Below are 21771 nucleotides of genomic sequence, written 5' to 3'. Positions count from 1 at the left end.
GACTGAGCACGAAAACGAAGGCGGGGGGCAGCGCCTGACGTGCCGGTGCCAACGCGTGTCGAGATAGGAGAGGCCGACATGTTTTCATCAAAGACTAGCCGAGTGTTGCGGTTACGGTATTCGCTGCAGGTCACTGCGGCATTTACAGCCGCCTGTTTTGGCGGCTCCGCCCTTGCGCAGGAGGTCCCGGCAGGAACCACTCCCGCCACGGAAGCATCCGATGAGCGGGATCCTCGTGGTGAGATCGTCGTCACGGCTTCGCGCACCGCGACCAACGGGTTGCAGGCGCCGACGCCGACTCAGGTCGTTGGCGCCGAGGTGATCGAAAAGCAGGGCGCCACCACGGTGATGGAGGTGCTCAACCTGAACCCCGCATTCAAGGCCACCCGGTCGCCGGGGGCAAATGCCACCAACACATCGAGCCCCGCTCAGGCGACCGCGGACCTTCGAGCGCTCGGTGGCCAGCGTACGCTGGTGCTGGTCAATCAGTCTCGCGTCGTGCCCTTTGCTCCGGCGAGCAATCTGGGCGTACCGACCACGACCGATCTTAATCTGTTCCCGACGCTGATGATCGAACGTGTCGATGTGGTCACCGGCGGTGCCTCGGCACTCTATGGCTCGGACGCCGTTTCGGGCGTCGTCAACATCATCATGAAGAAGGAATATGACGGGCTGCAGGTCACGGCCCAGGCCGGCGCATCGCAGTCGGGCGATTACGGCAATTACCGGGTCGGCTTCGTCGGCGGAACCAGCTTCAACGAAGGCCGTGGCAATATCGTGCTGAGCGGCGACTATTCGTACAATGACGGCGTGAGCGACATCTACAACCGCGACTGGGGTCGCGAGGAGTGGATGATCGTCACCAACTCTCAGCGGACCGTCGCGGGAACGGCCGGCTTTGGCCAGCCCAACTTCATCCTCGCGCGAAATGTCCATAACAGCCTGGGCGAGGATGGCGTGATCCTCAACGGCGCCACGACGACCGGCGGCAACATTGCAAACATTCCCGGGCTGACCGGCATGGCCTTCACCGCCAACGGGGGGCTGCGTCCGTACAACAAGGGGGCGATCTTCGGCGGTCAGACGATGATCGGTGGCGAGGGCGCATCGATCATCAAGGGGACGGACCTGATTCCGTCGGTCGAGCGCATGACCCTCTATGGCAGTCTGTACTACGAGTTCTCCGATTCGCTGACCGCCTATGTCGAGGGTGGCTATTCGACCTCGACGGGCATTCTGGATGGCGTGCCGATGCGCCTGGCAAGTCAGCGCATATTGCGCGACAACGCCTATATCTCGCCGCAGGTGCGTGCGTTGCTGCCAGCCAACCTCGCCAGCTTCAACATTAGCCGCATCGCCTATGACATTCCGAACAACGTCTACGAGATTACCAACGAGACCCCGCACGGCGTCGTCGGTTTTGAAGGCAAGTTCGGCGGAAGCTGGAAATGGGACGCCCACGTCTCTTACGGGGTCAACAACTATTCCTCGGCAACCTTCCTGAACCCGGTCACCGCAAAGCTCAATTTTGCGATTGATGCGGTGGATCAGGGCCAATTCCAGACCGGCGTGGCCAATGGCAATATCGTCTGCCGCGCGACGTTGCCTGGCGCAGCCTTCAACGCCGCAGCGACGGGCTGCGTCCCGATCAACCTGTTCGGCGCAGGCAACCCATCGCAAGCAGCTCGCGACTACATCCTCGGCAGCGGTCTGGCAGAGGTCAAATACGACCAGCTGGCTGCCGGCGTTAACCTGGTTGGCGAACCGTTCGCCACCTGGGCAGGGCCTGTCGTGATCGCCGTGGGTGCCGAATATCGCCGGGAAACACAGGCGCTGACCGCCGATGCGGTCGGTTCGGCCAACGGCTTCCTCACGGCAGGAAATGCGGTGCCTTATTCAGGCGAATTCGATGTGCGCGAGGGGTATTTCGAAGCGACCGTCCCACTGGCGCGCGACACGCCTTTCCTGCGAACGCTCGATCTCAATGGCGCGGTCCGGTATGCCGATTACAGCACCGTCGGGGGGCAGACCGCCTGGAAGCTGGGCGGCGTCTGGGAGCCGGTCACCGGCCTCAACATTCGCGTGTCGCGGTCGCGAGACATTCGGGCGCCTGCGATCAACGAACTGGCTAGCCCAGGCAGCAATGTGACCAACAGCGTCGTGCTGGTCGTCGACGGGGTCAGCAAGACTGCGACGATCCCCCAGAACACCAGTGCCGGCAACCCGAATGCCGGCGCTGAATATGCCAATACCTGGACCGCAGGCTTTGCCTACAGGGGGAGCGGCGCGCTGCGCGGGTTCGGGCTGTCGGTCGATTATTACAACATCAAGATCGAGGACGCGATCACCAACCTTACCACGGTGAACATCGCTTCGCTGTGCAGTTCGGGCGACACCTATTTTTGCGGCCTGTTCAGCTATGGGCCGGACATTTCCACGGCCGACCCCAACGACCGGATCCATACCGGCCTTATCGCCGGATCGCTCAACGTGGGCGCGTTCCAGCAGGAAGGCGTCGATATGACGCTGACCTATGGCACCAGCGTCGGCTTCCTGGGTGACGGCGGGCGCTATAGCCTCGCGGCCAGCGGGACCTATATCTTCAATGCGCTGGTCGATACCGGGACGGGAGCCGCCAATGCGGTGATCGACCGGGCGGGCGAGAATGGTTGGGCCAATCTGAGTTCTATCCCCACCTTCCGCGGCAATCTCTCGCAGACGATCGGTGCCGATGGGTGGGAACTGACCTTGCAAACGATCTTCATCAGCAAGGGCACGCAGGACAACACCTACAACACGCTGCCCACGAACACGATCAACGACAACACCGTGCCGGCGGTCGCCTACTTCAACCTATTCGGTAAGCTTTTCGCTGGTGGGAACAAGAAGTTCGAACTGTTCTGGGCAGTGAACAACCTGTTCGACAAGGATCCGCCGCCAACGCCTTATGCAATCCTCAATGGGCCGGTGAACGGCCAATATTATGACAAGGTGGGCCGCAATTTCACATTGGGTGCCCGGGTGCGCTTCTGATCCCGATGGTGCTGGCGAAGGGCGCACAGGATGCGCCCTTCGTCTTCGGCTGGCACCGTCTAACGATGTGGCCCGGCTGGCCGCGCCTACCGGGGCTGCCATTATACCATATGACGTTTGCTATAAACGAATGATCATGCCACAGTTGAAGCTGTCGGCAGTGAAGGGAGGCGAGGATTGGAACGCGACGGTCAGCCAGGCCCTCATGCTGCAGCGCCGCTGTTCGACGCCATCGCGGACTGGGAGCGGTTGCCGCCGGCCGTTGCGCATCGCGATGTGACTGGCGTTGCGGTCGATTCACTCGACCGCGTCTATCTGTTTACTCGCTACCCGCACCAGATTCTGGTGTACGAACGAGACGGCAGCTTCGTGCGAAGCTGGGGCGACGATGTTTTCACCATGCCGCATGGCATCACCATCGGGCCCGACGACCGCGTCTATTGCGTGGACAATGGCGATCACAGCATCCGCGTCTTCTCGCTTGAGGGGGATCTGCTGATGACCCTTGGCGTGCCCGGACAGGCATCCGACACCGGCTATGATCCAAAGCCCCCTTACCAGGTGCATATGTGCGAGTGCATCGCCTATCCCGGCGGGCCGTTCAACCGCTGCACCAACCTGGCGGTGGCGCCAAACGGCGACTTGTATGTCGCCGATGGGTACGGGAATTGCCGTGTTCACCGTTTTACCGCGGATGGCGAACTGGTTCAGTCGTGGGGCGAGATCGGCACGGGACCTGGTGAGTTCCATCTGCCGCACGGCATCGCGTGCGACGCGGCCGGCCGGGTGCTGGTGTGCGATCGGGAGAATGACCGCATCCAGATCTTTTCGCCCGGCGGCGACTATCTCGGGCAATGGACCGACATTCAGCGCCCTTGCGATCTGGCGATCGATGCGGCTGGCCTGATCTATGTCGCCGAATTGTGGCGACCAAAGGGGAAGCGCAGCTTCGTCCATGGTGAGATGCACGAGGACAGGCCCGGTCGGGTCAGCGTCCTTGCGCCCGATGGCCGCGTGCTCGCCCGATGGGGCGGATTATCCGATGCGCGCCATTTGCCCGGCAACTTCATCGCCCCGCACAGCATCGCCGTCGATCGTCATGGCGACGTCTATGTGGCCGAAGTGCCTTACAGCTTCGCCATCCGCCCCGGCTGGATTCCCGAGGCGCATGGCGACCACCAGATCCAGAAATTCGTCCGCCGGCGCTGACGTCGCCAGGCCCCCCAAACGGAGAGAGAAAAAATGCGCCGTTCCACCGACCATATCCTGACCACGCACGGGGGCAATCTGCCGCGACCGGCCGACCTCGACGCCCTGCTCGCCAAGGCCGACGAGAACGGCCCCGCGATCCAGGAGCGGTTGCCCCTGGCGGTCAAGGAAGTGGTGGAAAAGCAGATCGAGTGCGGCGTGGATATCATCAACGACGGCGAATATGTGAAGGCGGCCAACATGGGCAGTTATACTAGCTATATCGCTCAGCGCGTGACCGGGTGGGAGACGCTGCCGCGTGACCCTGATGCCGCACCCAAACGCGCCGGGCCTGGCGAGCGCGACCGTCGCGACTTTCCCGGCTTTTACGAGTCCGGCCTGTGGTTCGCAGGCGCCGGCGGTCCGGTTCGGCCCGGCTTCATGACCCCCGGCAACAAGCCTCAAAAGCCCACCAAGGAGAAGGTTTGCACCGGGCCGCTGACCTATATCGGTCACGCCGAGATTGCCAAGGACGTCGCCGCCCTCAAGAAGGGGCTGGAGGGCAAGAGCGATGTGGACGGCTTCATCGCCGCGCTCGGCCCGCTGAGCGCCGGGGCCGGTGCGCGCAACGCCTATTATCGCGACGAGCGCGACTATATGATGGCCGTCGCCTCCGCGATGCGTGAGGAATACAAGGCCATCACCGATGCCGGGCTGATCGTCCAGATCGACGAACCGGAGTTCGCGACCAGTTGGATGTTCTATCCCGACTGGTCGGTCGATCAGTATCGTGACTATCTCGAATTCGCGGTCGAGGTCATCAACCATGCGGTCGAAGGACTGCCCGAGGAGCAGATCCGCTTTCACATGTGCTGGGGCAGCGGGCATCGCCCGCACGTCCATGACATCGAATTCAAGAACATCATCGACCTGATGCTGAAGGTCAACGCGCAATGCTATACTTATGAAGCGAGCAATGTGCGTCACGCGCATGAGTGGCGGGTCTGGGAAGAGGTCAAGCTTCCCGCCGGCAAGATCATCTGCCCGGGGGTCGTCGGCCATATGACCGACCTGGTCGAGCATCCCGAACTCGTTGCCGAGCGGCTGGTCAATGTCGGCAAGCTGGTCGGCATGGAAAATCTGCAGGGCGGCACCGATTGCGGCATCGGTTCGCGCGTCGGCCATCCCGAAGTGGTGTGGGCCAAGCTGTCGGCGATGGCCGAAGGCGCGGCGATCGCCAGCAAGCGGCTGAAGGGATAACGCCGGGACTGGTAGCGCTCGCTGATTGGGCAGGCAAAGTCTTCCCGGGATTGTCTTTGGTTCGGCCATGCTTGTCCGTGTTCGCAGCAGGCGTTGCCACGATGTCGGTGCGCCGCAGGCCAGCACGCCGGCGCGCCACCGCCGGCGTGACGGGCACCGTCCGCGCCGACGCGGCGTCGGCAGCAACTGGCGAAAAGGGTAGGGGGCGCCTTCGTCGCTCACCCATATTTTTCAGGCATCATTCTCCCAAAAACAAAGAATTGGACGCATCAGTTCGGCGAAATCAGTCTGCGTTAGAACGGGAGACGATAGGAGTGCGATGCAGACCGTCAGCCTAGCGGAACTGAACCCAGGTGCCTGCCGCCTTGAGCGATTTTCCCGCATCGCTTGCAGCAAGGGGGCGGCCGCGATCCCCCTGAAACAAGGCTGCGCGACATGCAGGCGTTGAAGGTTGCGCAAGGTGCTGCGTCACAGACAAGTGTCGACCGAGCAGCGATGAATGCAATGGCCGCGCCGAGTATTGCTGCGCAAGTGGAGCTGGGCCTGCGCCGGCTCTGCAAGACGGTGGTCGTGATCACCTCCTGGCATGACGGCAAACGCTGGGCGATGACCGCCACCAGTTTGAGCGAATTCAGCAAGGATCCGCCTTCACTGCTGATTTGCGTGGACAAGGCCGATAGCCTCCACACGCCGCTGTCTGCCGGCGCCAATTTCTGCATCAACATCCTGAGCGCGGACCAGCGCGCCGTATCCCGGCGCTGTGATGAAGGGATCAGGCGCAGCGCGCGGTTTGCAGAAGGGCGCTGGGGCTCGGGCGCATGCGGTTCACCCTATCTGTGCGATGGGCAGGCCAGCTTCTTTTGCGATTACGAAACACATTTCGAACATGGCAGCCACCTGATCCTGATCGGCGCAGTTAAGGAAGTGCAGATATCCGGCGGGATCGATCCGCTGGTCTGCCTGGATGGCGCCTATGGTCGCGCGACGCGAATGCCGGACTGAACGATGGACGATACTCAAGCTTTACTCGAGCAGATCGAACATAGCTGCCGTCGGCTGAAAATGGCGCAGTCCACATTCGGGCGGCTTGCCGTGAACGACGGAAAGCTGGTGCAGCGCCTTCAGCAGGGCGGCCGAGTGACCGTCCAGACGGTCGAGCGCGTCCATCGGTTCATCGAAGAGCAGGACGGGACGTCTGCAAGTGCGCTCAGATCAGGCATCAAAGGGCTTCGCGCCGAATTGCGACCCGAGCATAACTTCCGCTTTTACGATAACCGTCAGAAATATCTGATGTTCGTCAACACGACGACCGAGAAGCAGATCATTGCCGATCGCGCCGTGCAGGAAATGTCCGATACGCAGCCCGTGCCGCCGGCCATCCGCCTGTTCGACGGCGGCGCCGGCGACGGCACCGCGTTGGCGCGGATGCTGCGCGGCTTGCACCGCCGCCACCCTTGGGTCCCCTTTTATGTCGTGGTCAAGGAGATCAGCATGGAGAATATCCGGCTGACCCTCGAGAAGATGCCGGACCGGCTGAAAGAACATCCGGCCACCGTGCTCGTGCTGACCAACCTCAAATATGCAGAGGCGCCTAATCTTCAGCCCGACACGCCAGCGGGTGCCAGCGCGATGGTGTGGCACGAAGTGGGTCTGGAAGGCACATCCGCTGGTCAGTTCGAAGAGCAGATCCAGCAGCTCGACCCCTTCCTTGCGAAGAATTGGCAGGCGAGCATCGCACCGAGCGGCAATCCGATGTACAGGACCCCGACGGTGCTGGTCCTCTATCGCAAGGACCATCATTTCACGCTGGATCCAATCATCCCGCGGCGCGGATATGCGCATGCGGACTTCGATTTCGCGCTCCTCTCGCAGCCCTATCGCGCCAACGCACCGCTTGCGTTCAAAACCTCGAAGGTCATTACGCCCCTAGTCCGGGCATTGCGGCCCAATGGTAAGGTGATGGGCGTTCACAGCCATGGAAACGACCCAGGCCTCGAAATCATCCGCAAGATCTGGCCCAACGAAAGTCCGTTCCAAACCGGCCGTGCAGCGATCATGCAAGCAGTCAGCGATGAACTTGGATCGGCGGCACGCGATTATCATTTCCATTCGCTGTCGGACGAGCAGGCGCTGTTCCGCTATGACATCCGGACGTTGCCGACCGAGATCAACGAACATACCCCGATCGGGAGTTCGACCCTGTTCGCGGCCTGGAATGCGGCGAGCTATGTCGCGCAGATAGAAGACGGGCGGTTGGCAAAGGCGTTGTCGAACGACCGGTATCTGGAAGCGACACGCGAAGTGCTTCAGCGCCACCAGGGGCTGTGGTTCAACGACGAGATCTACCTGATCTCCAGAAGGTCGCGCCTGAACTAGAAGCGCCAACGTGACGCGTTCGGCCAGGGCAAGGCTGACTAGCCCGCGAGGCTCAGTTTGAGATCGGCCTGTGGTCGGGCGCCGAAATGGCCGATGACTTCCCCGGCTGCCGCGCATCCCAGACGGCCGCATTCGGCGAGTGGTAAGCCGCGGCTGAGCCCGTACAGCACGCCAGCCGCGTAAAGATCGCCGGCCCCGGTTGTATCAACCACAGTCGCCACCCTTGCCGCTGGCACCTCGATAACCTCATCACCCTTGACCAGCAGGGCGCCCGCCGCCCCGCGAGTCACCGTCACCAGTTCGGCATGCCTGGCCCCGATCTTTGCGGCTTCAACGACGTCGTCGACCCCATAGAGCGCGAGGATTTCCTCTTCGTTGGCGAAGAGGATGTCGACGTGATGCCCGACCAACTGGAGGAATTCGTCGCGATGACGATGGACGCAAAAACTGTCAGACATCGTCAGCGCAACCTTGCGGCCTGCCTCTCGCGCGAGCGAGGCCGCCTTGCGGAATGCCGCTTTGGCGGGGGGCTGGTCGAACAGATAGCCTTCGAGATAGGTGATCTGTGCCGAAGCCACGAGCTCCGGATTGATGTCCCCTTCGTCCAGTCCGGTGCAGGCACCCAGAAACGTGTTCATCGTCCGCTCTGCATCGGGGGTAACCAATGCCAGGCAGCGCGCGGTGGCCGGCCCCTCAGTTGTCGCCGGCGTGTCGAAGTGCACGCCGATCGCGCTAAGATCGTGCCGGTAGATTTCGCCGAGCACGTCGTTCCGAACCTTGCCGATGAACGCGCCGCTGCCGCCGAACGCTGCGACACCGGCGATGGTGTTGCCGGCCGAGCCGCCAGACACCTCGACGCCGGGACCCATCGCTTCATAGAGCCGCTGGGCGCTGCCCTCGTCGATCAGCATCATGCCGCCTTTCGTCATGCCCTCCTGGGACAGAAACGCCTCGCTGGCATGAGCGATCACATCGACAATCGCGTTGCCGATAGCGAGGACATCAAAGCGGGCTGCCTGCATGTCGGCGATCTCCATGACGAAAATGGATATGCAATTATTCTGGATATGCTTCACTTCATTATATAAAGACGAACGACATTCAACAACAGGCTGGCGGGGATGATGATGAGCGATGGTGGCGGAGCAACCTGCCCGTTTTGCGGTGCAGCGTGGAGCGCAGCCATGCTGGCACAGCTGGACCAGTTCACCCTGCCTTCAAGCTGTGCATGCTGCGGCGCCGATCCTTCGCAACACGCGCCAGCCGCGCCGCTCCCGACGCAGGATATTGCCTGTGCATCATGCGGGCGTGCGATCTATCGCGGTTTTGCAGCAGCACATGAGGCGCGATCGTGAAGAGCATCGATTTCGACATCATCGACGCCCAGATCCACCAGCCGGCACCCGGCGTGTCGTTCGGTGAGGATCTGCCGGAAGATGTAAAGCTGGCGATCAACGTCGAACTGGCCCGAGAGGCGATGGATAGCGTGGGCGTGGATGCCACGCTCGTCGTTGCGGCCTTGCCCTATATCGACGCTTGCGTGACCCGCTATCCGGATCGGTTTATCGGCGTCGAGACCTTCATGCTGGGGGGCGATGAGCTGGCGCGCGCTGTCGAACGTGCGCGCGGCGACCGGCGACTGGCGGCAGGCCGGCTGCTCGTCACTGATTTTCGCACGACCGAATTGTCGGAATCCTTTCGCAGCGGCGCCATGGATGCCGGCTTCGAAGCCGCCGCGAGGGTAGGGCTGCCGCTGTTCCTGTCGACGCACGGCCAGGCTGCGGCGATGCAGCCCATAATCGAACGCCACCCGGACCTGACCATAATCATCGACCATGTCGGCCTTAGCCAGCATCCCGTATCGCCGTCTCGCGACGATCCATGGGACCGGCTGGAGGGCCTTTTGTCGCTGGGCGCATTCGACAATGTCGCCGTGAAGCTGTGTGGCGTTCCGTTGCTGTCCGGTGAAGCCTATCCCTTTGCCGATGTCTGGCGCAATCTCGACCCCGTCATCTCCGCCTTCGGGCCTGAGCGCCTGATGTGGGCGAGCGACTATACCCGGTTGCGCATGGCCCAGGCCGGCGGACCCATGCGCAACCGGGGCTGCCTATATAGCGAGAGCCGCGATATGCTGCTCTACAGTGACGAGATTGATCGCGATGCCAAGGCGGCGATCTTCGGCGGCACGGTCAAACGACTGCTGGGCTGGCCGCTGCGCGCCGGCTGATTGGTACGGGGGAGGTATGGACGGGGATCGCGATCAAAATGCTATTCCCTGCGACGGCTGCATCGAGTGTTGCAAATCCGAGCAGGTGATCCTTCGCCCCGAGGCGGGCGATGATCTATCCACCTTCGACTTCGAATATATCGAGAGCGCGCTCTACCCCGGCCGAAAGGTGCCGGCGCTCAAGCGTGACCCACAGACCGGAAACTGCGTCTATCTCATGGCCGATGGCTGCGCGATCCATGGCCGCGCGCCGGCGATCTGCCGCCGATTCCATTGTGCGCGGACCTTCAAGGCATTGGGGCGCCTCTCGCGCGCGCAGCGCGATCGGTTATGGGCGCGCGGCGACGTGCTAGAGGAAGCCATTGTCGAGCGCGGCCGCGACCGCCACCGTCTGGCCAAGGCGCTCGGGCTGGACAATGTACTCGACACGGACATGCAGGTCGCAGCGTTCGAGGCGCTCGCTGCAGCCCCCCGCCGCCGGTAAACGAACAAGGTCAGTGGGCGGCGACCCTGCCCGCTGTGGTGAGCGGCTTGAGCGTCAGAAGGACCAGTACCATGACCCCGGCCAGCGCCAACGGCCCGGCAAGAAGGAAGAAATAGCCGATCGCGCCCATGTCGTTCTTCAACGCCATCGCGCCGTACCATGGTCCAACGATCGAGGTCATCCGTCCGGCGCCATAGGCCCAGCCCACGCCGGTCGCACGGCTGCGGGTCGGATACATGGTCGAGGCGATCGAAGCGAGGCCGGCATGCGCGGCATGCTGCAGCATCGCATTGACGGCCAGCGCAACATACATGCCCCAGCCAGGTGCGAGCAGGCCCATGCAAACAGCGCCGACCGATGCCACGATGAAATAGGCCGGAACGATCGCCTTGAAGCCGAACCGGTCGATCATCATGCCGATCGTGACCATGCCGATGAAGCCGAACACGGTGCCAAGGCCAGTCGCCAGACCGACCTGGCTCCAGTTGAGTCCGATCATGTCATGAAACACCGTCGTCTTCCACAAAGCGGCGCTGATAAAACCGAAGCTGCCGACGAAGCCGAGCCACAGCAGCAAGGTCGGTAGTGCGAGCCCGCCCCGGAACAGGTCGCCGACCAGTGTCAGCCCCGCGCGCTTCTGCTGCTCCTTCTCGCTGGGCGGCAGAATGTCGATCTCTTCCCCGGCAGGGAGCAAGGCGCGCACGATCCGGTAAATCCGCGGATCGGACGGATCGCGGGAAGCAAGAAATTTCGGCGATTCAGGGAGGAATCTCCAGATGAAGGGAAGCAGCAGGAGCGGCATCGCCGTGCCGATCCAGAAAGCGGCCTTCCAGCCATAGGGGTCAAGCAGGTACGACTGCATCAATGACCCCAGCAGCGCACCCGGCATCGCGCCAGCCAGGACGATGGTGACCATTGTGGACCGCTGTCTGGCGGGGGCCAGTTCCGACGTCAGTGCCACCAGATTGGCGATCACGGCGCTGGCGAACATGCCGGTCAGCAATCTGCATCCTGCCAGCGCCACGATGCTGGTCGTGAAGATCGTGAGAAAGCAACTGACGGACACCACGGAAACACAGGCCATCACCAGTCGCTTACGGCCGATCCGATCGGCTAGCGGCGCAATGAAATAGGCGCCCAGCACCATCCCGACCTGTTGGGCGGATAGCACCCAGGTCAGCGAGGTTCGCGGCACGCCGAAATCGTCCGACAACTTGGGCAGAACCCAAGAGAGCAAGGCCAGGTCGAAGCCGTCGACCATCATCGTCAATGCGCCGATCAGCACGATACGGGCATGAAACGAGCTGAACTTCACGGAATCGAGAAATGCGTCGATTTCGATCGCACGTGCGCCCACGGCTTGATCCTCTCAAAACCACCAGCGCACTGTTCAGCCAGGCGCCGTCAGCGTCATAAAATGTTAAGTCGGTACGTATGTCAATGTCACATGACCTTTAATAATGACGAAAAGGTGGTATTGATCGGTTGCAATCAATTTGGCGCGATCGCTTCGGCGCGCGGCTTCGGAGGGGAACTCGACTATGCCTATTGAACGACTCGATCCGCGACTTGACGCTATTGTCGAGGCGGACGCGGACTGGGAGGAACTTGGCAGCGGCTTCGGCGGCCCGACGGGCCCGGCCGAGGGGCCGGTATGGATTGCTGAGGCAGGGCACCTGCTGTTCAGCGATATCCACAACAGTCTGCGGATGCGCTGGCATCCGGACGAGGGCATCACGGTCGACAAGACCGGTACCAAGAACGGTAACGGCCAGACGCGCGACCGCGAAGGGCGGCTGGTCGTGTGCCATCATTTCAGCCGTTGCGTCGATCGGGAGGAAGCCGACGGCAGCGTCACCGTGATCGCCGACAAGTATCGCGGCATGAAACTCAACCGCCCCAATGATGTGGTGGTTAAGTCCGATGGCGCCGTCTACTTCACCGATCCGCCGCCCAAGGTGCCGTTCACGCCGCCCGAGCATGCGCCCGAGATCGATTGCGCTGGCGTCTACCGTGTTTCGCCGGACGGTAACCGGATCAATATGGTCGTGCGCGATCTCATCAATCCCAACGGCCTGTGCTTCTCGCCGGACGAGAAAATCCTCTACGTCAACGACAGCAATCAATATCGTAAGCTGATCATGGCCTATAATGTCGAGGCCGACGGCATGCTCGACCTGGGTAGCGCCCGCTTGTTCTGCGACATGCGGGGCGATCCGCGCATGGGCGGCCCGGACGGCATGAAGGTCGATGTCGAGGGTAACGTCTATTGCACCGGCCCCGGGGGCATCTGGATCCTGACGCCGAATGGCGAACACCTCGGTACGATCCTGATGGAGGGGCGCACCTCCAACATGAACTGGGGCGACAGCGACTGGCGAACCCTCTATTTCACGGGCGCACGCTCGCTCAATCGAATTCGCCTGAAAATTCCCGGCTTCCCCGTGCCGCGCGGCGCATTGGCACCATCCGCATCCAGCTAAAGGCGAAAACGGTCCGGTCAGGCCGTGTCTTCGGACATGGCCTGAGCGAACGTCGCGCCAGCAACCAGGCATGACACGGCACTTGCTATTTACAAACGCCATTCAACATGAAACAATTTGCAGGTAATCCTAGCCCGTGGTCCGGCTTCAATTCACAACCGCGCGCAGCGGACACCTACAGGAGACGATATGAAACGCAGCACTGACCGCATTTTGACGACCCATGTAGGTAGTCTGATCCGTCCGCTCGACGTGCTTGAGGACATGATGGCCAAGGTCCTTGGCGAGCCGGTCGACGAAGCCGAGTTTCAGCGCAAGGTCAGGCAGGGCGTTGCCGATGTCGTGGCCAAACAGGCCGAAATCGGCATTGACATCCCGAGCGACGGCGAAATCTCGAAGCCGAGCTTCCACAATTATGTCGTCGAGCGGCTTGGTGGCCTGGAGAAGGTCCCGCCTGCAGAGCGTGGCGCTTATTACGCTGCACTGACCGAGGATTTCCCGGGCTTCATGAAGCAGTACAATGCGATGTACAAAACCATGTGGATGCCCGCCGAGCTCGATGGCGAGAAGGTGCGGAAGGCGGCGAACACGCCGCCGGCGCGCGTCCGTGTCGCCGCGCCGATCACTTATGTCGGGCAGGATGCCCTCCAGACCGATCTCGACAATTACCAGGCCGCATTGGAAGGCAAGGAGTTCGTCGAGGCGTTCATGCCTTCGGCAACGCCGGCCCGCGACGATGCGGATGCCGGTACCGTGTATAGCAGCGAGTCCGAGTATCTCTACGCGCTCGCCGATGCGATGCATGTCGAATACAAGGCGATCGTCGATGCTGGCTTTATCGTCCAGCTTGATCTTGGCTTGCCGGCGCGCAACCAGGTGCTGCCAGGCAATCCCAATCCCACGCCCGAAGATCTGCGGCGCGCCTCCGAAATGCAGGTCGAGGCATATAATCACGCGCTGCGCGGTATCCCCGAGGATCGCGTGCGCTATCACATGTGCTGGGGCAGCATGAACACGCCGCACACGACGGACGTTCCGCTGCGGGAAGTCATCGACATCATCCTGAAGATCAAGGCTCAAGCCTATGTGATCGAGGGTGCCAATCCGCGGCACGAACATGAATGGATGGTGTGGAAGGACGTCAAGCTGCCCGAGGGCAAGATACTCGTCCCCGGCGTGATCAGCCACCAGACCAACGTCGTGGAGCATCCCGAACTCGTCGCATGGCGCATCGAGAACTATGCGAGCGTGGTGGGCCGGGAGAATGTCATCGCCGGCACCGATTGCGGCTTCTCGCAGGGCTGGAACATGGCGCGTGTTCATCCCGAAGTACAATGGGCGAAGCTCTCGGCGCTGGTCGAGGGGGCTGCGCTCGCATCGCAGCGACTGTGGAGCTGACGGCTTCCACCCATAATCGGATGGTTGCAACGAAGGAGCGCTCCGCGAGGAGCGCTCCTTTTTTGCGTCGGATAAGTGGAGCTTGCAAGCACGAGCCGTCCGCTCGCCCGCAGCGCACGGCATGGCATTCTGCCTTCATAAGCTTGAACCCAGCGGCACTCGGATTTCTGGGTGCGGGTCAGTAACCGGCAACGGTAGGGCACGCGCGCCTCACCCCGCCGATGAGGCACCCGGCGCCATCGCTTAGACCAGGCTATCCCCAAGCAGGCGCCGACGCTCGGCGGGCTGCTGCGGGCGACCGCCAAGGGGCACCTTTCGACATATGACTTCGACGGGGGGAGGTGCAGGGCGGCGGGCCGATCTGTCCGCAAGGCGGGTCGCGCTTGGTCACGATGCGCGACGTCGCTCCCCCCTTGCGCCTGTCCGTGCGGTCAGATCGGCTGCGTTAGACCACCACTGGTGATGGGTCTCGGCCCCGGATCAATTCAGTCGGGCATGTCTGCCGGGCGCTTCGCACGTGCGACGATCAGCGCGACGATCGCGATCGCAAGAATGGAGGCAAACAGGAACATGACCCAGAACCGGCCCATGCCAGACCCGATGGCATAGCCACCGAGCAAGGGTCCGATGATCCCGCCGACCCGTGAACAGCCCAGCATGACCCCGAGGCCGGTACTGCGCACGTTCGCATCGTAATAGTTGAGGGTCACGAGAACCAGCGCCGTGTAGGCACCGACATTGAAGAACCCCGACATGGTGGATGTGAGGATCAGCGCCCAGGTCATGCCGTTGGGCACGGCGCCCAGCATACTGAACGAGATGGCGGTGAGCGTGAGAAAGATCACCGCGATCTTCACCTCGCTGCCGCGTTTGGCGATGATACCAACGAGCGCGTGCGCTATGACTCCTGCGCCATAGGTGGTGACGCCGGCAATGCCGTTCCAAGTCATGTTGAGACCGGCATCGGCGAGAATTTGCGGCCGCCATGCCGACCGGAAGCCGCCGCTCACGGTAAAGATGAAACCCGCTATGCACAGCAATATCGTCCCGATCATCAGGCTGCGCGGGATAACGGACAGGCCGCTGCGCTTCTTTGCCTGGGTCGCGGGCACCGGCGGCGGGCGATCATATTCGGGCATGTGCATTTTGCGCATCAGCGCATTGAGCCGCCCCAGCGCCGCTGGCCGCGTTTGCGCCCGCGCCGCGAGGAATGCGGGGGACTCCGCAAGGATGAAGAAGGCCAGAATGAAACTGATGGCGTTAAGTGCAGTGGCGGCGACGAAGATGGATTGCCAGCCATAAGGTTCGATCAGAATGGCGGCGAGGCCGCCGCAAAGCATTCCGCCCGCCGAATAGCCCGTGTGAAGGATTCCAATGAAGAAGTTGGAACGGGCGGTGTTGCTGAATTCGCTGACCGTGACGTTGAGGCACACGACCAGCGCGCCAAGACAAACGCCGGTCGACAAACGCAAGATCAGCAACTCGACGATATGGCTGACGACCGACGTCAACCCGAGCAGTATGACCAGGATGCCGAGCAGCCACAGGACGAGCGGCCGCCGGCCGATGCGGTCGGCCAGCGGCGAGATGAAGATCGATCCGAATGCGATGCCGAACGGCGTCGCGCTGGAAGCGGCGCCGAACGCCTCTGGGGAAATTCCCCATTCCTTGATCATCACCGGCGCCGCATAGGACAAGGTGACGACGTCGAGCCCGTCGGCGGCATAGCTCAGCACGCAGATCGCGATGATGGCATATTGGTACCAGCTCATCGCGGTCTGCTTGATGAGGTCCCCCGGCGAGATCGGACCTGGCGGTCCGCCCGCCTGCTCGACGGGACCCGGCGTGACATTTGCGGTCATAGGGGCTCCTGTCCCGCCGGGTTGCTTGGATCGTCAGTACCGGCTGTCACTTGCATCGCTTATCCCGGAAGGCGGGGGGTCAGAACTTCAACCGGACGCCTGCTACATAATAGCGACCGACCTTGTCATACATTTGCGAGTTCGAAACGGTCGGCACGAAGATCGCGTTCGGGATGACGGGCGGTGCATTGTTCAACAGATTATCGACCTTGCCGTAAAGCTCGATATGCTCGTTGAGCTTGTACGCTGCCGACAGATCGACATAGGCCCGACCCTTCACGTCGTTCTGGTCGGCCGGAAGGTCGACATCATCGACGAACGTCGTCCGGAACTTGCCGCCACCGATATAACGGACATACGCACCAAGCCTGAGCGGCCCACCGGCATAGGTCAGGTCGAAATTGGCCTTCCAGCGCGGCTGGCCGCCCGGATCGGCCGCGATATCGCCGAGCAAGATCGTCGTCACGCCCGATGCGGTGACCGCCAGCTTGTCCATATAGTTGACGAGCAGCCGCGTGCCGATCGTTCCGGTGGACCCGAACCATTCGACCGGGCGTCGGTACGACAGTTCCATGTCGAGGCCTGCCGCCTCGATCGTCTGCGCGTTGATCAGCGTGGCCTGGATCGACGCAATCTGGTTCACCGAGTTCAACGTGATCAGGCTGCAGAATGAACTGATGTTGGCCGGACCGAAGCAGTTGTTGACGATGGTCTGGGGCGGGATGGCGGTAATCGCGTCGTTGATCTTGATCGAGTAATAGTCGATCGACGCGTTGAGCCCGGGAATGAAGCTCGGCTGGAACACCACCCCGACCGCCTTGGTATCCGCCTTTTCGGGCTTGAGCGCGCTATTGCCGCCGCTGAACGACAAGGTTGGCGTCGTGACGTTGTTGCGCGGGTCGGTGACCGAGTTGATCACCTGATTGCGGCCGGAGAACAGTTCGTTGATATTGGCTGCACGGATGTCGCGAGAGATCGTGCCGCGGAACCGGACATCCGCGATCGGCGCGTAGTTGATCCCCACCTTCCACGTCGTCACGCCGCCGCTGGAACTGTAATCGGTATAGCGGATTGCGCCGTTCACATCGAGGTTCTTGGCGAAGGCGGTGTCCTTGGCCAGTGGAACGGCGGCCTCGAGATACCCTTCCCACACGGTGAGCTTGCCCGAAAATGGCTGCTGGTTGATCGAGCGCCAGCCCCCGACGCCGGTGGCCGGATTGGCGATCGAGATGGGGTCGGACACGCTGTCGATCTGCTCGTGGCGGTATTCGCCGCCCACCGCCAGCTTGACGTCGCCTGCCCAGGTCTGGAAGGGCGAGCCAGCGACGTTCGCTCCGATCGAGTCCTGGTTCATCCTCGCATCATAGAACGAGGTGCCGCGGTACCAGGCCAATGCCGCGGGACTGATCGATCCGGGACCGAACACATTGATCGGAACGCAAGCCGGGTTGTCGTCGGCCGTGCTGGCGTTGGCGTTGATCCGGCAGGCGGGCAGGCCCGTCACGGGGCTGATCACCGAATCGACACCCTGAAGCCAACGGCTCTGGATGCGGTTGTTGCGAGCTTCCTGTCGGAAGGTGTTTTCCGAGCGCTGGATGTGCAGATCCCACTCCCAGCCGCCGCCAAGCCTGCCCTCAAGACCGGCCGCATACCGCAGGGCGCGCGCATCGCTGTTATTCTGCGACATGCCATCTTCCAGATTGACCCGGCCGAATGCGAAGCTGCCGATGTTGTTCGCCAGCATCGTCGCGCGGATCGACGAAGGCAGGTAGGCATTGTCACGCTGGATCGTGAGCGTCCCATTGTCATAGTTCGGCGGCAGGTCCGACCTGACTTCGACATGCGACCACAGGACTTCGGCCCAAGCCGTCAGGCTGTCCGACACCTCGAAATTGACGCGGCCAAAGCCTGAATATCGGGTAATTGGCGACAGCAGGTTGCCTTCGCCGATCAGCGACACGCCGCTCCCCCCAAGCATGAAAATGGTGTTGGCGGGATTGCCATAGGTGAAGGGTGTCGGGTTACCATTGGTGCCGAACTGGATTCCGTAGAGCGGGCTGGTCGCGGGCACTACGGTGACGCCGCCGAACGTCATGCGCGAATAGAGCGCGTTATAGGCGATGTAGTTGCGGGTCTGACCGTTTGTCGCCGTGTAGTTGGGGTTGCTGAAAAGCACGGGATCGCCACGGCCCCACGGCCGGCTATCCACCCGGGTCTGACCGGTGTTGCGATAGAAATCGCCGGCAACGGTGAGGTTCAGTCGCCCATCCAGGAATGAGTGGCCTGCCGCCGCGGACACGACCGGGCGATAATGGTCGGCATAGTCGGAAAGCCCGTATGAGGCATCGATCTTCACCCCCTCGAACTTTTTCAGGATCGAGAAGTTGACCACGCCGGCGACAGCGTCCGATCCATAGGCCGCCGAAGCACCGCCCGTGACGACTTCGACGCCGCTGATCAGCGAGACCGGGAAGATATTGGTGTCGATACCCCCGAACGGGCTGGTCGCAGCAAGGCGGCGGCCATCGAGCAGCAGCAGCGTCCGCGCGCCGCCCAGCGCTCGCAAATCGGCGACGCTCTGGCCGACCGGCTCGCTCGACTTGCCGACATTCTGGTTGATGCGCAGCTGGGGGATTTCATAGGCGAGCTCGGCGACGCTTGCGATCGCCTGATCCTGAATCTGAGCTTCGCCGATGACGGTGACCGGTGTGGGTGCGGTAAAGCCGGAGCCGAGGCGCGAACCCGTCACCACGAGTTCCATATTCTCTCCGCCGGTCTGGGCGTTGGCTGCTGCGTTCGGCGCGCTCTCTGACTGCGTGGCACCGTTGGCATCCTGCGCCTGCCGCGCCCAGGCTGGCGCAGCATTGGTTAGCAGCATGAGCGCAATCGCCCCGAGGCTCGGACCCTTGAGACGTGCAGACAGCGGCGAACGGTATGTAGCCGAAAGTGCCTTTCGCATTGCTTCCTCCCTAAACGATGCGGCTTTGGAGCCGTTCATCTTGTAACCGCCGAAGACCCCCTCTGACGCCAGGACAGTTACGATCGCAACTGGCGTGAGATTCCAGAATAACGGATGGCGATTGTCTATGACATACCACCGCCGGACCGACAAACGAAAATCGGCATCGACGGACGGCATTCGTTAATTTGCTCGCTGCCCCGGTCAGCGGGTGGTGCATTGTTCGATGTGAAGGGAGACGCGCTGTGCTCGCTCGACCGGATGCAGACAAGCCCGCCCGCTTCGATCTTTCGATTGACATATACTTGGTTTGCCAAGTCCTTTCCGACCAGCACCACCGCCAGGCCGGACGCTTCCCCGTCGCGCGCGTGGATAGCCTGGACCTCGGCCGCGGTCTGTCGATCCAGCCCCGTGGCGATCGCGTAACCGCCGATACGCTGTGCTTCTTTCGGGCGAGCAATCGACAGCGTCATGTCACATCCGTGGGATTGGCGCCGGCCCCCTGGGCAATGGCCAGGGGCATCGCGTGCTCGATCAACCGGCCGGAATGCAGCATCACAGCCTCCTAATCCCGGAACACGACGGTCTTGGCGCCGTTCAGCAGCACGCGATCTTCCAGGTGAAGCTGCACCGCTTTCGCCAGCACGCGCCGTTCGATGTCGCGGCCCTTTATGATCAGCGCGTCCGGCCGATCGGCATGGGTGATGCCTTCGACATCCTGCGCGATGATCGGCCCCTCATCGAGGTCGGAGGTGACATAATGCGCGGTCGCTCCGATCATCTTGACGCCGCGCGCATGCGCCTGATGGTAGGGCTTGGCACCCTTGAAGCCGGGCAGGAAGCTGTGGTGGATATTGATGCACCGGCCCGACAGATAGGCCGCAAGGGCATCCGACAGAATCTGCATGTAGCGAGCCAGGATGATCAGTTCGGCGCCGGTCTCTTCGATCAGCGCCTTGATCCGAGCTTCCTGTTCATTCCTGGTGTCGGGTGTCACCGGCAGATAGTGAAAAGGCACGTCATCGATCAGCGGCGTCATCAGCGCCTGGCGAGGGTGGTTGGAGACGATACCGACCACATCCATCTCAAGTTCGCCGATGCGCAGCCGGTAGAGGAGGTCGACCAGGCAATGGTCGAATTTGGAAACCAGGATCAGCGTGCGTTGGCGCTCGGCCCGCGGCCGCATCCGCCATGTGATCGCGAACTGTTCGGCTAGTGCGTCGAAACCGCGGCGTACGTCCGGGTAGCGGGCGCTATCCTGCAATGCGAATTCGACACGCATGAAGAAGCGCCCGGTCTCCGCGTCATCGAACTGCTGCGCTTCAAGGATATTGCCGCCGAAGCTGGCAATATAGCTCGATATCGCCGCGACGATGCCGGGCCGATCCAGGCAGGACAGGGTGAGAAGATAACTGTCGATCCTGGTCATTCGAGCACCTGAAAGCCCGAGGCCGAGCTATGCAGTTTGAAACGGCCTGCTGCGACCACTTCCATCCACCGCACGGTTCGATCCAGTCCGCCGAACGGAAAGAGGTGGAATCCTACCGGCTGGAGTTCGCCATAGGTGGGCGTTTCGGCGAGATCGCGAATGACGGGATCGGGCGCCGCTTCGCTGAGCAGTCGCGCGATCGACGCGCCCCGCGTGATCAAGGCCTTTGCCGACGCGCCGACGCCGCAAATCGCCGCATAACGCAACAGCGTTCGGATACCGGCCGGCCCGGCAAGGCCGACGCGCACCGCCACGCCATCGTGCCGCTCGCGAAAGGCTTTCATCCACTGCAGGATTGGCTCGGCATCGAAGCAGAATTGCGTGATCACACCGGGTGTCATGCCCAACTCGCCGATGGTCGCAATTTTCCGGTCTAGAACGGCGCGCAATGTTTCGTCATCAATCGTCGGATGGCCTTCGGGATAACCCCCGACCCAGATCGTGTGCAGCATCGGCTTGCGGAATGCGGAACTGGCAATCAGGTCGCTGCTGCTCTCGAACGGTCCGACTGCCTGCTTCACGTCGCCGCTGATCACCAGCAATTGGCCGACGCCGGCTTCGGCGCTCAGGCGACCCAGCAATCTGTCTAGGTGATGCTCATCCTTTAGCATACGTGCCGCGATATGCGGTACGGGCTCAAGGCCGGCGTCGCGCAGTTGTCGCGCGGCGCTGACGCGATCATCGTCATTGTCGGCCGGCATCCATGTCACCGAGATACGCGTGCCGGGGGTTAGACGAGCACCCGCCTTTTTGATCGCCTCGCCATCGCGAGCGGAAACCTCGTACGAAGCTTCCCTCGCAAGTTCGACGATGCGGGCAGGGACGGTGGTGGTCGGGTCGGCACCGGGCGGCGCCGCCGCGAGCGGGCGTGTCATGGTCATCGCCTCAATAGCGATAGTGGTCGGGTTTGAAGGGGCCTTCGACGGGGACGCCGATATAGTCGGCCTGGCGCTGGGTGAGTTTGGACAGCTTGACGCCGAGCTTGTCGAGGTGGAGCGCGGCGACCTTTTCG

General features: G+C 62.1%; 17 protein-coding genes. 9 read left to right on the top strand and 8 right to left on the bottom strand.

Annotated elements, in window-relative coordinates; all coding sequences use genetic code 11:
• Positions 1 to 102: 102 nt before the first annotated feature.
• The 5 genes from BFL28_RS17620 (at position 103) to BFL28_RS17600 (ending at position 7857) form a co-directional block, all read left to right on the top strand.
• Positions 103 to 3033, top strand: coding sequence for a TonB-dependent receptor plug domain-containing protein (locus BFL28_RS17620; RefSeq protein ID WP_173655795.1), 2931 nt, complete (start codon positions 103 to 105; stop codon positions 3031 to 3033).
• A 177-nt stretch (positions 3034 to 3210) separates the two neighbouring features.
• Positions 3211 to 4242, top strand: coding sequence for a peptidyl-alpha-hydroxyglycine alpha-amidating lyase family protein (locus BFL28_RS17615; RefSeq protein ID WP_206599143.1), 1032 nt, complete (start codon positions 3211 to 3213; stop codon positions 4240 to 4242).
• Between the two features lie 33 nt (positions 4243 to 4275).
• Complete coding sequence (locus BFL28_RS17610) at positions 4276 to 5481, top strand: cobalamin-independent methionine synthase II family protein (protein WP_069321832.1); 1206 nt, start codon at positions 4276 to 4278, stop codon at positions 5479 to 5481.
• 435 nt (positions 5482 to 5916) lie between these two features.
• On the top strand, positions 5917 to 6483 hold the full coding sequence (locus BFL28_RS17605; RefSeq protein WP_079247271.1) for a flavin reductase family protein: 567 nt from the start codon (positions 5917 to 5919) through the stop codon (positions 6481 to 6483).
• A gap of 3 nt (positions 6484 to 6486) precedes the next feature.
• The gene (locus BFL28_RS17600; protein WP_069321831.1) at positions 6487 to 7857 is read left to right on the top strand and encodes a hypothetical protein; all 1371 of its coding nucleotides are present in this window, start codon (positions 6487 to 6489) and stop codon (positions 7855 to 7857) included.
• Between the two features lie 38 nt (positions 7858 to 7895).
• Here BFL28_RS17600 and BFL28_RS17595 read toward each other — a convergent pair whose 3' ends face one another.
• Positions 7896 to 8933 (bottom strand): adenosine kinase, encoded by a 1038-nt coding sequence (locus BFL28_RS17595; protein ID WP_338152263.1) that lies wholly within the window; start codon positions 8931 to 8933, stop codon positions 7896 to 7898.
• Between the two features lie 275 nt (positions 8934 to 9208).
• On the opposite strand from BFL28_RS17595, the gene BFL28_RS17590 reads away from it, so the two are divergent.
• Entirely contained in the window at positions 9209 to 10084 is an 876-nt protein-coding gene (locus BFL28_RS17590) for an amidohydrolase family protein (RefSeq protein ID WP_069321830.1), read from the top strand.
• Positions 10085 to 10100: 16 nt separating this feature from the next.
• Complete coding sequence (locus tag BFL28_RS17585) at positions 10101 to 10568, top strand: YkgJ family cysteine cluster protein (RefSeq protein WP_069321829.1); 468 nt, start codon at positions 10101 to 10103, stop codon at positions 10566 to 10568.
• A gap of 10 nt (positions 10569 to 10578) precedes the next feature.
• Here BFL28_RS17585 and BFL28_RS17580 read toward each other — a convergent pair whose 3' ends face one another.
• Entirely contained in the window at positions 10579 to 11925 is a 1347-nt protein-coding gene (locus BFL28_RS17580) for an MFS transporter (RefSeq protein ID WP_069321828.1), read from the bottom strand.
• Between the two features lie 184 nt (positions 11926 to 12109).
• On the opposite strand from BFL28_RS17580, the gene BFL28_RS17575 reads away from it, so the two are divergent.
• Positions 12110 to 13051, top strand: coding sequence for an SMP-30/gluconolactonase/LRE family protein (locus BFL28_RS17575; RefSeq protein ID WP_069321827.1), 942 nt, complete (start codon positions 12110 to 12112; stop codon positions 13049 to 13051).
• 189 nt (positions 13052 to 13240) lie between these two features.
• Complete coding sequence (locus BFL28_RS17570; protein ID WP_069321826.1) at positions 13241 to 14449, top strand: cobalamin-independent methionine synthase II family protein; 1209 nt, start codon at positions 13241 to 13243, stop codon at positions 14447 to 14449.
• 485 nt (positions 14450 to 14934) lie between these two features.
• On the opposite strand, the gene BFL28_RS17565 is transcribed toward BFL28_RS17570, so the two are convergent.
• The 6 genes from BFL28_RS17565 to BFL28_RS20410 all read right to left on the bottom strand — a co-directional run.
• Entirely contained in the window at positions 14935 to 16311 is a 1377-nt protein-coding gene (locus BFL28_RS17565; RefSeq protein ID WP_069321825.1) for an MFS transporter, read from the bottom strand.
• 79 nt (positions 16312 to 16390) lie between these two features.
• A complete protein-coding gene (locus BFL28_RS17560; RefSeq protein ID WP_173655794.1) occupies positions 16391 to 19270 on the bottom strand; it encodes a TonB-dependent receptor domain-containing protein in 2880 nt (959 codons plus the stop codon).
• Positions 19271 to 19395: 125 nt separating this feature from the next.
• Positions 19396 to 19743, bottom strand: a complete 348-nt coding sequence (locus tag BFL28_RS17555; protein ID WP_069321823.1) for a hypothetical protein — start codon at positions 19741 to 19743, stop codon at positions 19396 to 19398.
• Positions 19744 to 19835: 92 nt separating this feature from the next.
• A complete protein-coding gene (gene purU, locus BFL28_RS17550) occupies positions 19836 to 20699 on the bottom strand; it encodes a formyltetrahydrofolate deformylase (RefSeq protein ID WP_069321822.1) in 864 nt (287 codons plus the stop codon).
• On the bottom strand, positions 20696 to 21634 hold the full coding sequence (locus BFL28_RS17545) for a methylenetetrahydrofolate reductase (RefSeq protein ID WP_158011676.1): 939 nt from the start codon (positions 21632 to 21634) through the stop codon (positions 20696 to 20698). Before BFL28_RS17545 ends, purU begins: the two co-directional genes overlap by 4 nt.
• Positions 21635 to 21644: 10 nt before the next feature.
• The coding region (locus tag BFL28_RS20410; protein WP_131818648.1) for an adenosylhomocysteinase at positions 21645 to 21771 on the bottom strand (127 nt) is incomplete at its 5' end.

Source organism: Sphingomonas turrisvirgatae (assembly GCF_001721295.1).
In the GTDB taxonomy this organism is placed as follows: domain Bacteria; phylum Pseudomonadota; class Alphaproteobacteria; order Sphingomonadales; family Sphingomonadaceae; genus Sphingomonas; species Sphingomonas turrisvirgatae.
Note: the sequence above shows the minus strand (reverse complement) of the source record. Positions and strands in the feature narration are given on the sequence as shown.

Bases quoted from the DNA above. Each gene is read 5' to 3' on its own strand.
- BFL28_RS17610 (WP_069321832.1), top strand. From the start codon at position 4,276: ATGCGCCGTTCCACCGACCATATCCTGACCACGCACGGGGGCAATCTG.
- BFL28_RS17605 (WP_079247271.1), top strand. From the start codon at position 5,917: ATGCAGGCGTTGAAGGTTGCGCAAGGTGCTGCGTCACAGACAAGTGTC.
- BFL28_RS17600 (WP_069321831.1), top strand. From the start codon at position 6,487: ATGGACGATACTCAAGCTTTACTCGAGCAGATCGAACATAGCTGCCGT.
- BFL28_RS17585 (WP_069321829.1), top strand. From the start codon at position 10,101: ATGGACGGGGATCGCGATCAAAATGCTATTCCCTGCGACGGCTGCATC.
- BFL28_RS17575 (WP_069321827.1), top strand. From the start codon at position 12,110: ATGCCTATTGAACGACTCGATCCGCGACTTGACGCTATTGTCGAGGCG.
- BFL28_RS17570 (WP_069321826.1), top strand. From the start codon at position 13,241: ATGAAACGCAGCACTGACCGCATTTTGACGACCCATGTAGGTAGTCTG.
- BFL28_RS17565 (WP_069321825.1), bottom strand. From the start codon at position 16,311: ATGACCGCAAATGTCACGCCGGGTCCCGTCGAGCAGGCGGGCGGACCG.
- BFL28_RS17560 (WP_173655794.1), bottom strand. From the start codon at position 19,270: ATGCGAAAGGCACTTTCGGCTACATACCGTTCGCCGCTGTCTGCACGT.
- BFL28_RS17555 (WP_069321823.1), bottom strand. From the start codon at position 19,743: ATGACGCTGTCGATTGCTCGCCCGAAAGAAGCACAGCGTATCGGCGGT.
- purU (WP_069321822.1), bottom strand. From the start codon at position 20,699: ATGACCAGGATCGACAGTTATCTTCTCACCCTGTCCTGCCTGGATCGG.
- BFL28_RS17545 (WP_158011676.1), bottom strand. From the start codon at position 21,634: ATGACACGCCCGCTCGCGGCGGCGCCGCCCGGTGCCGACCCGACCACC.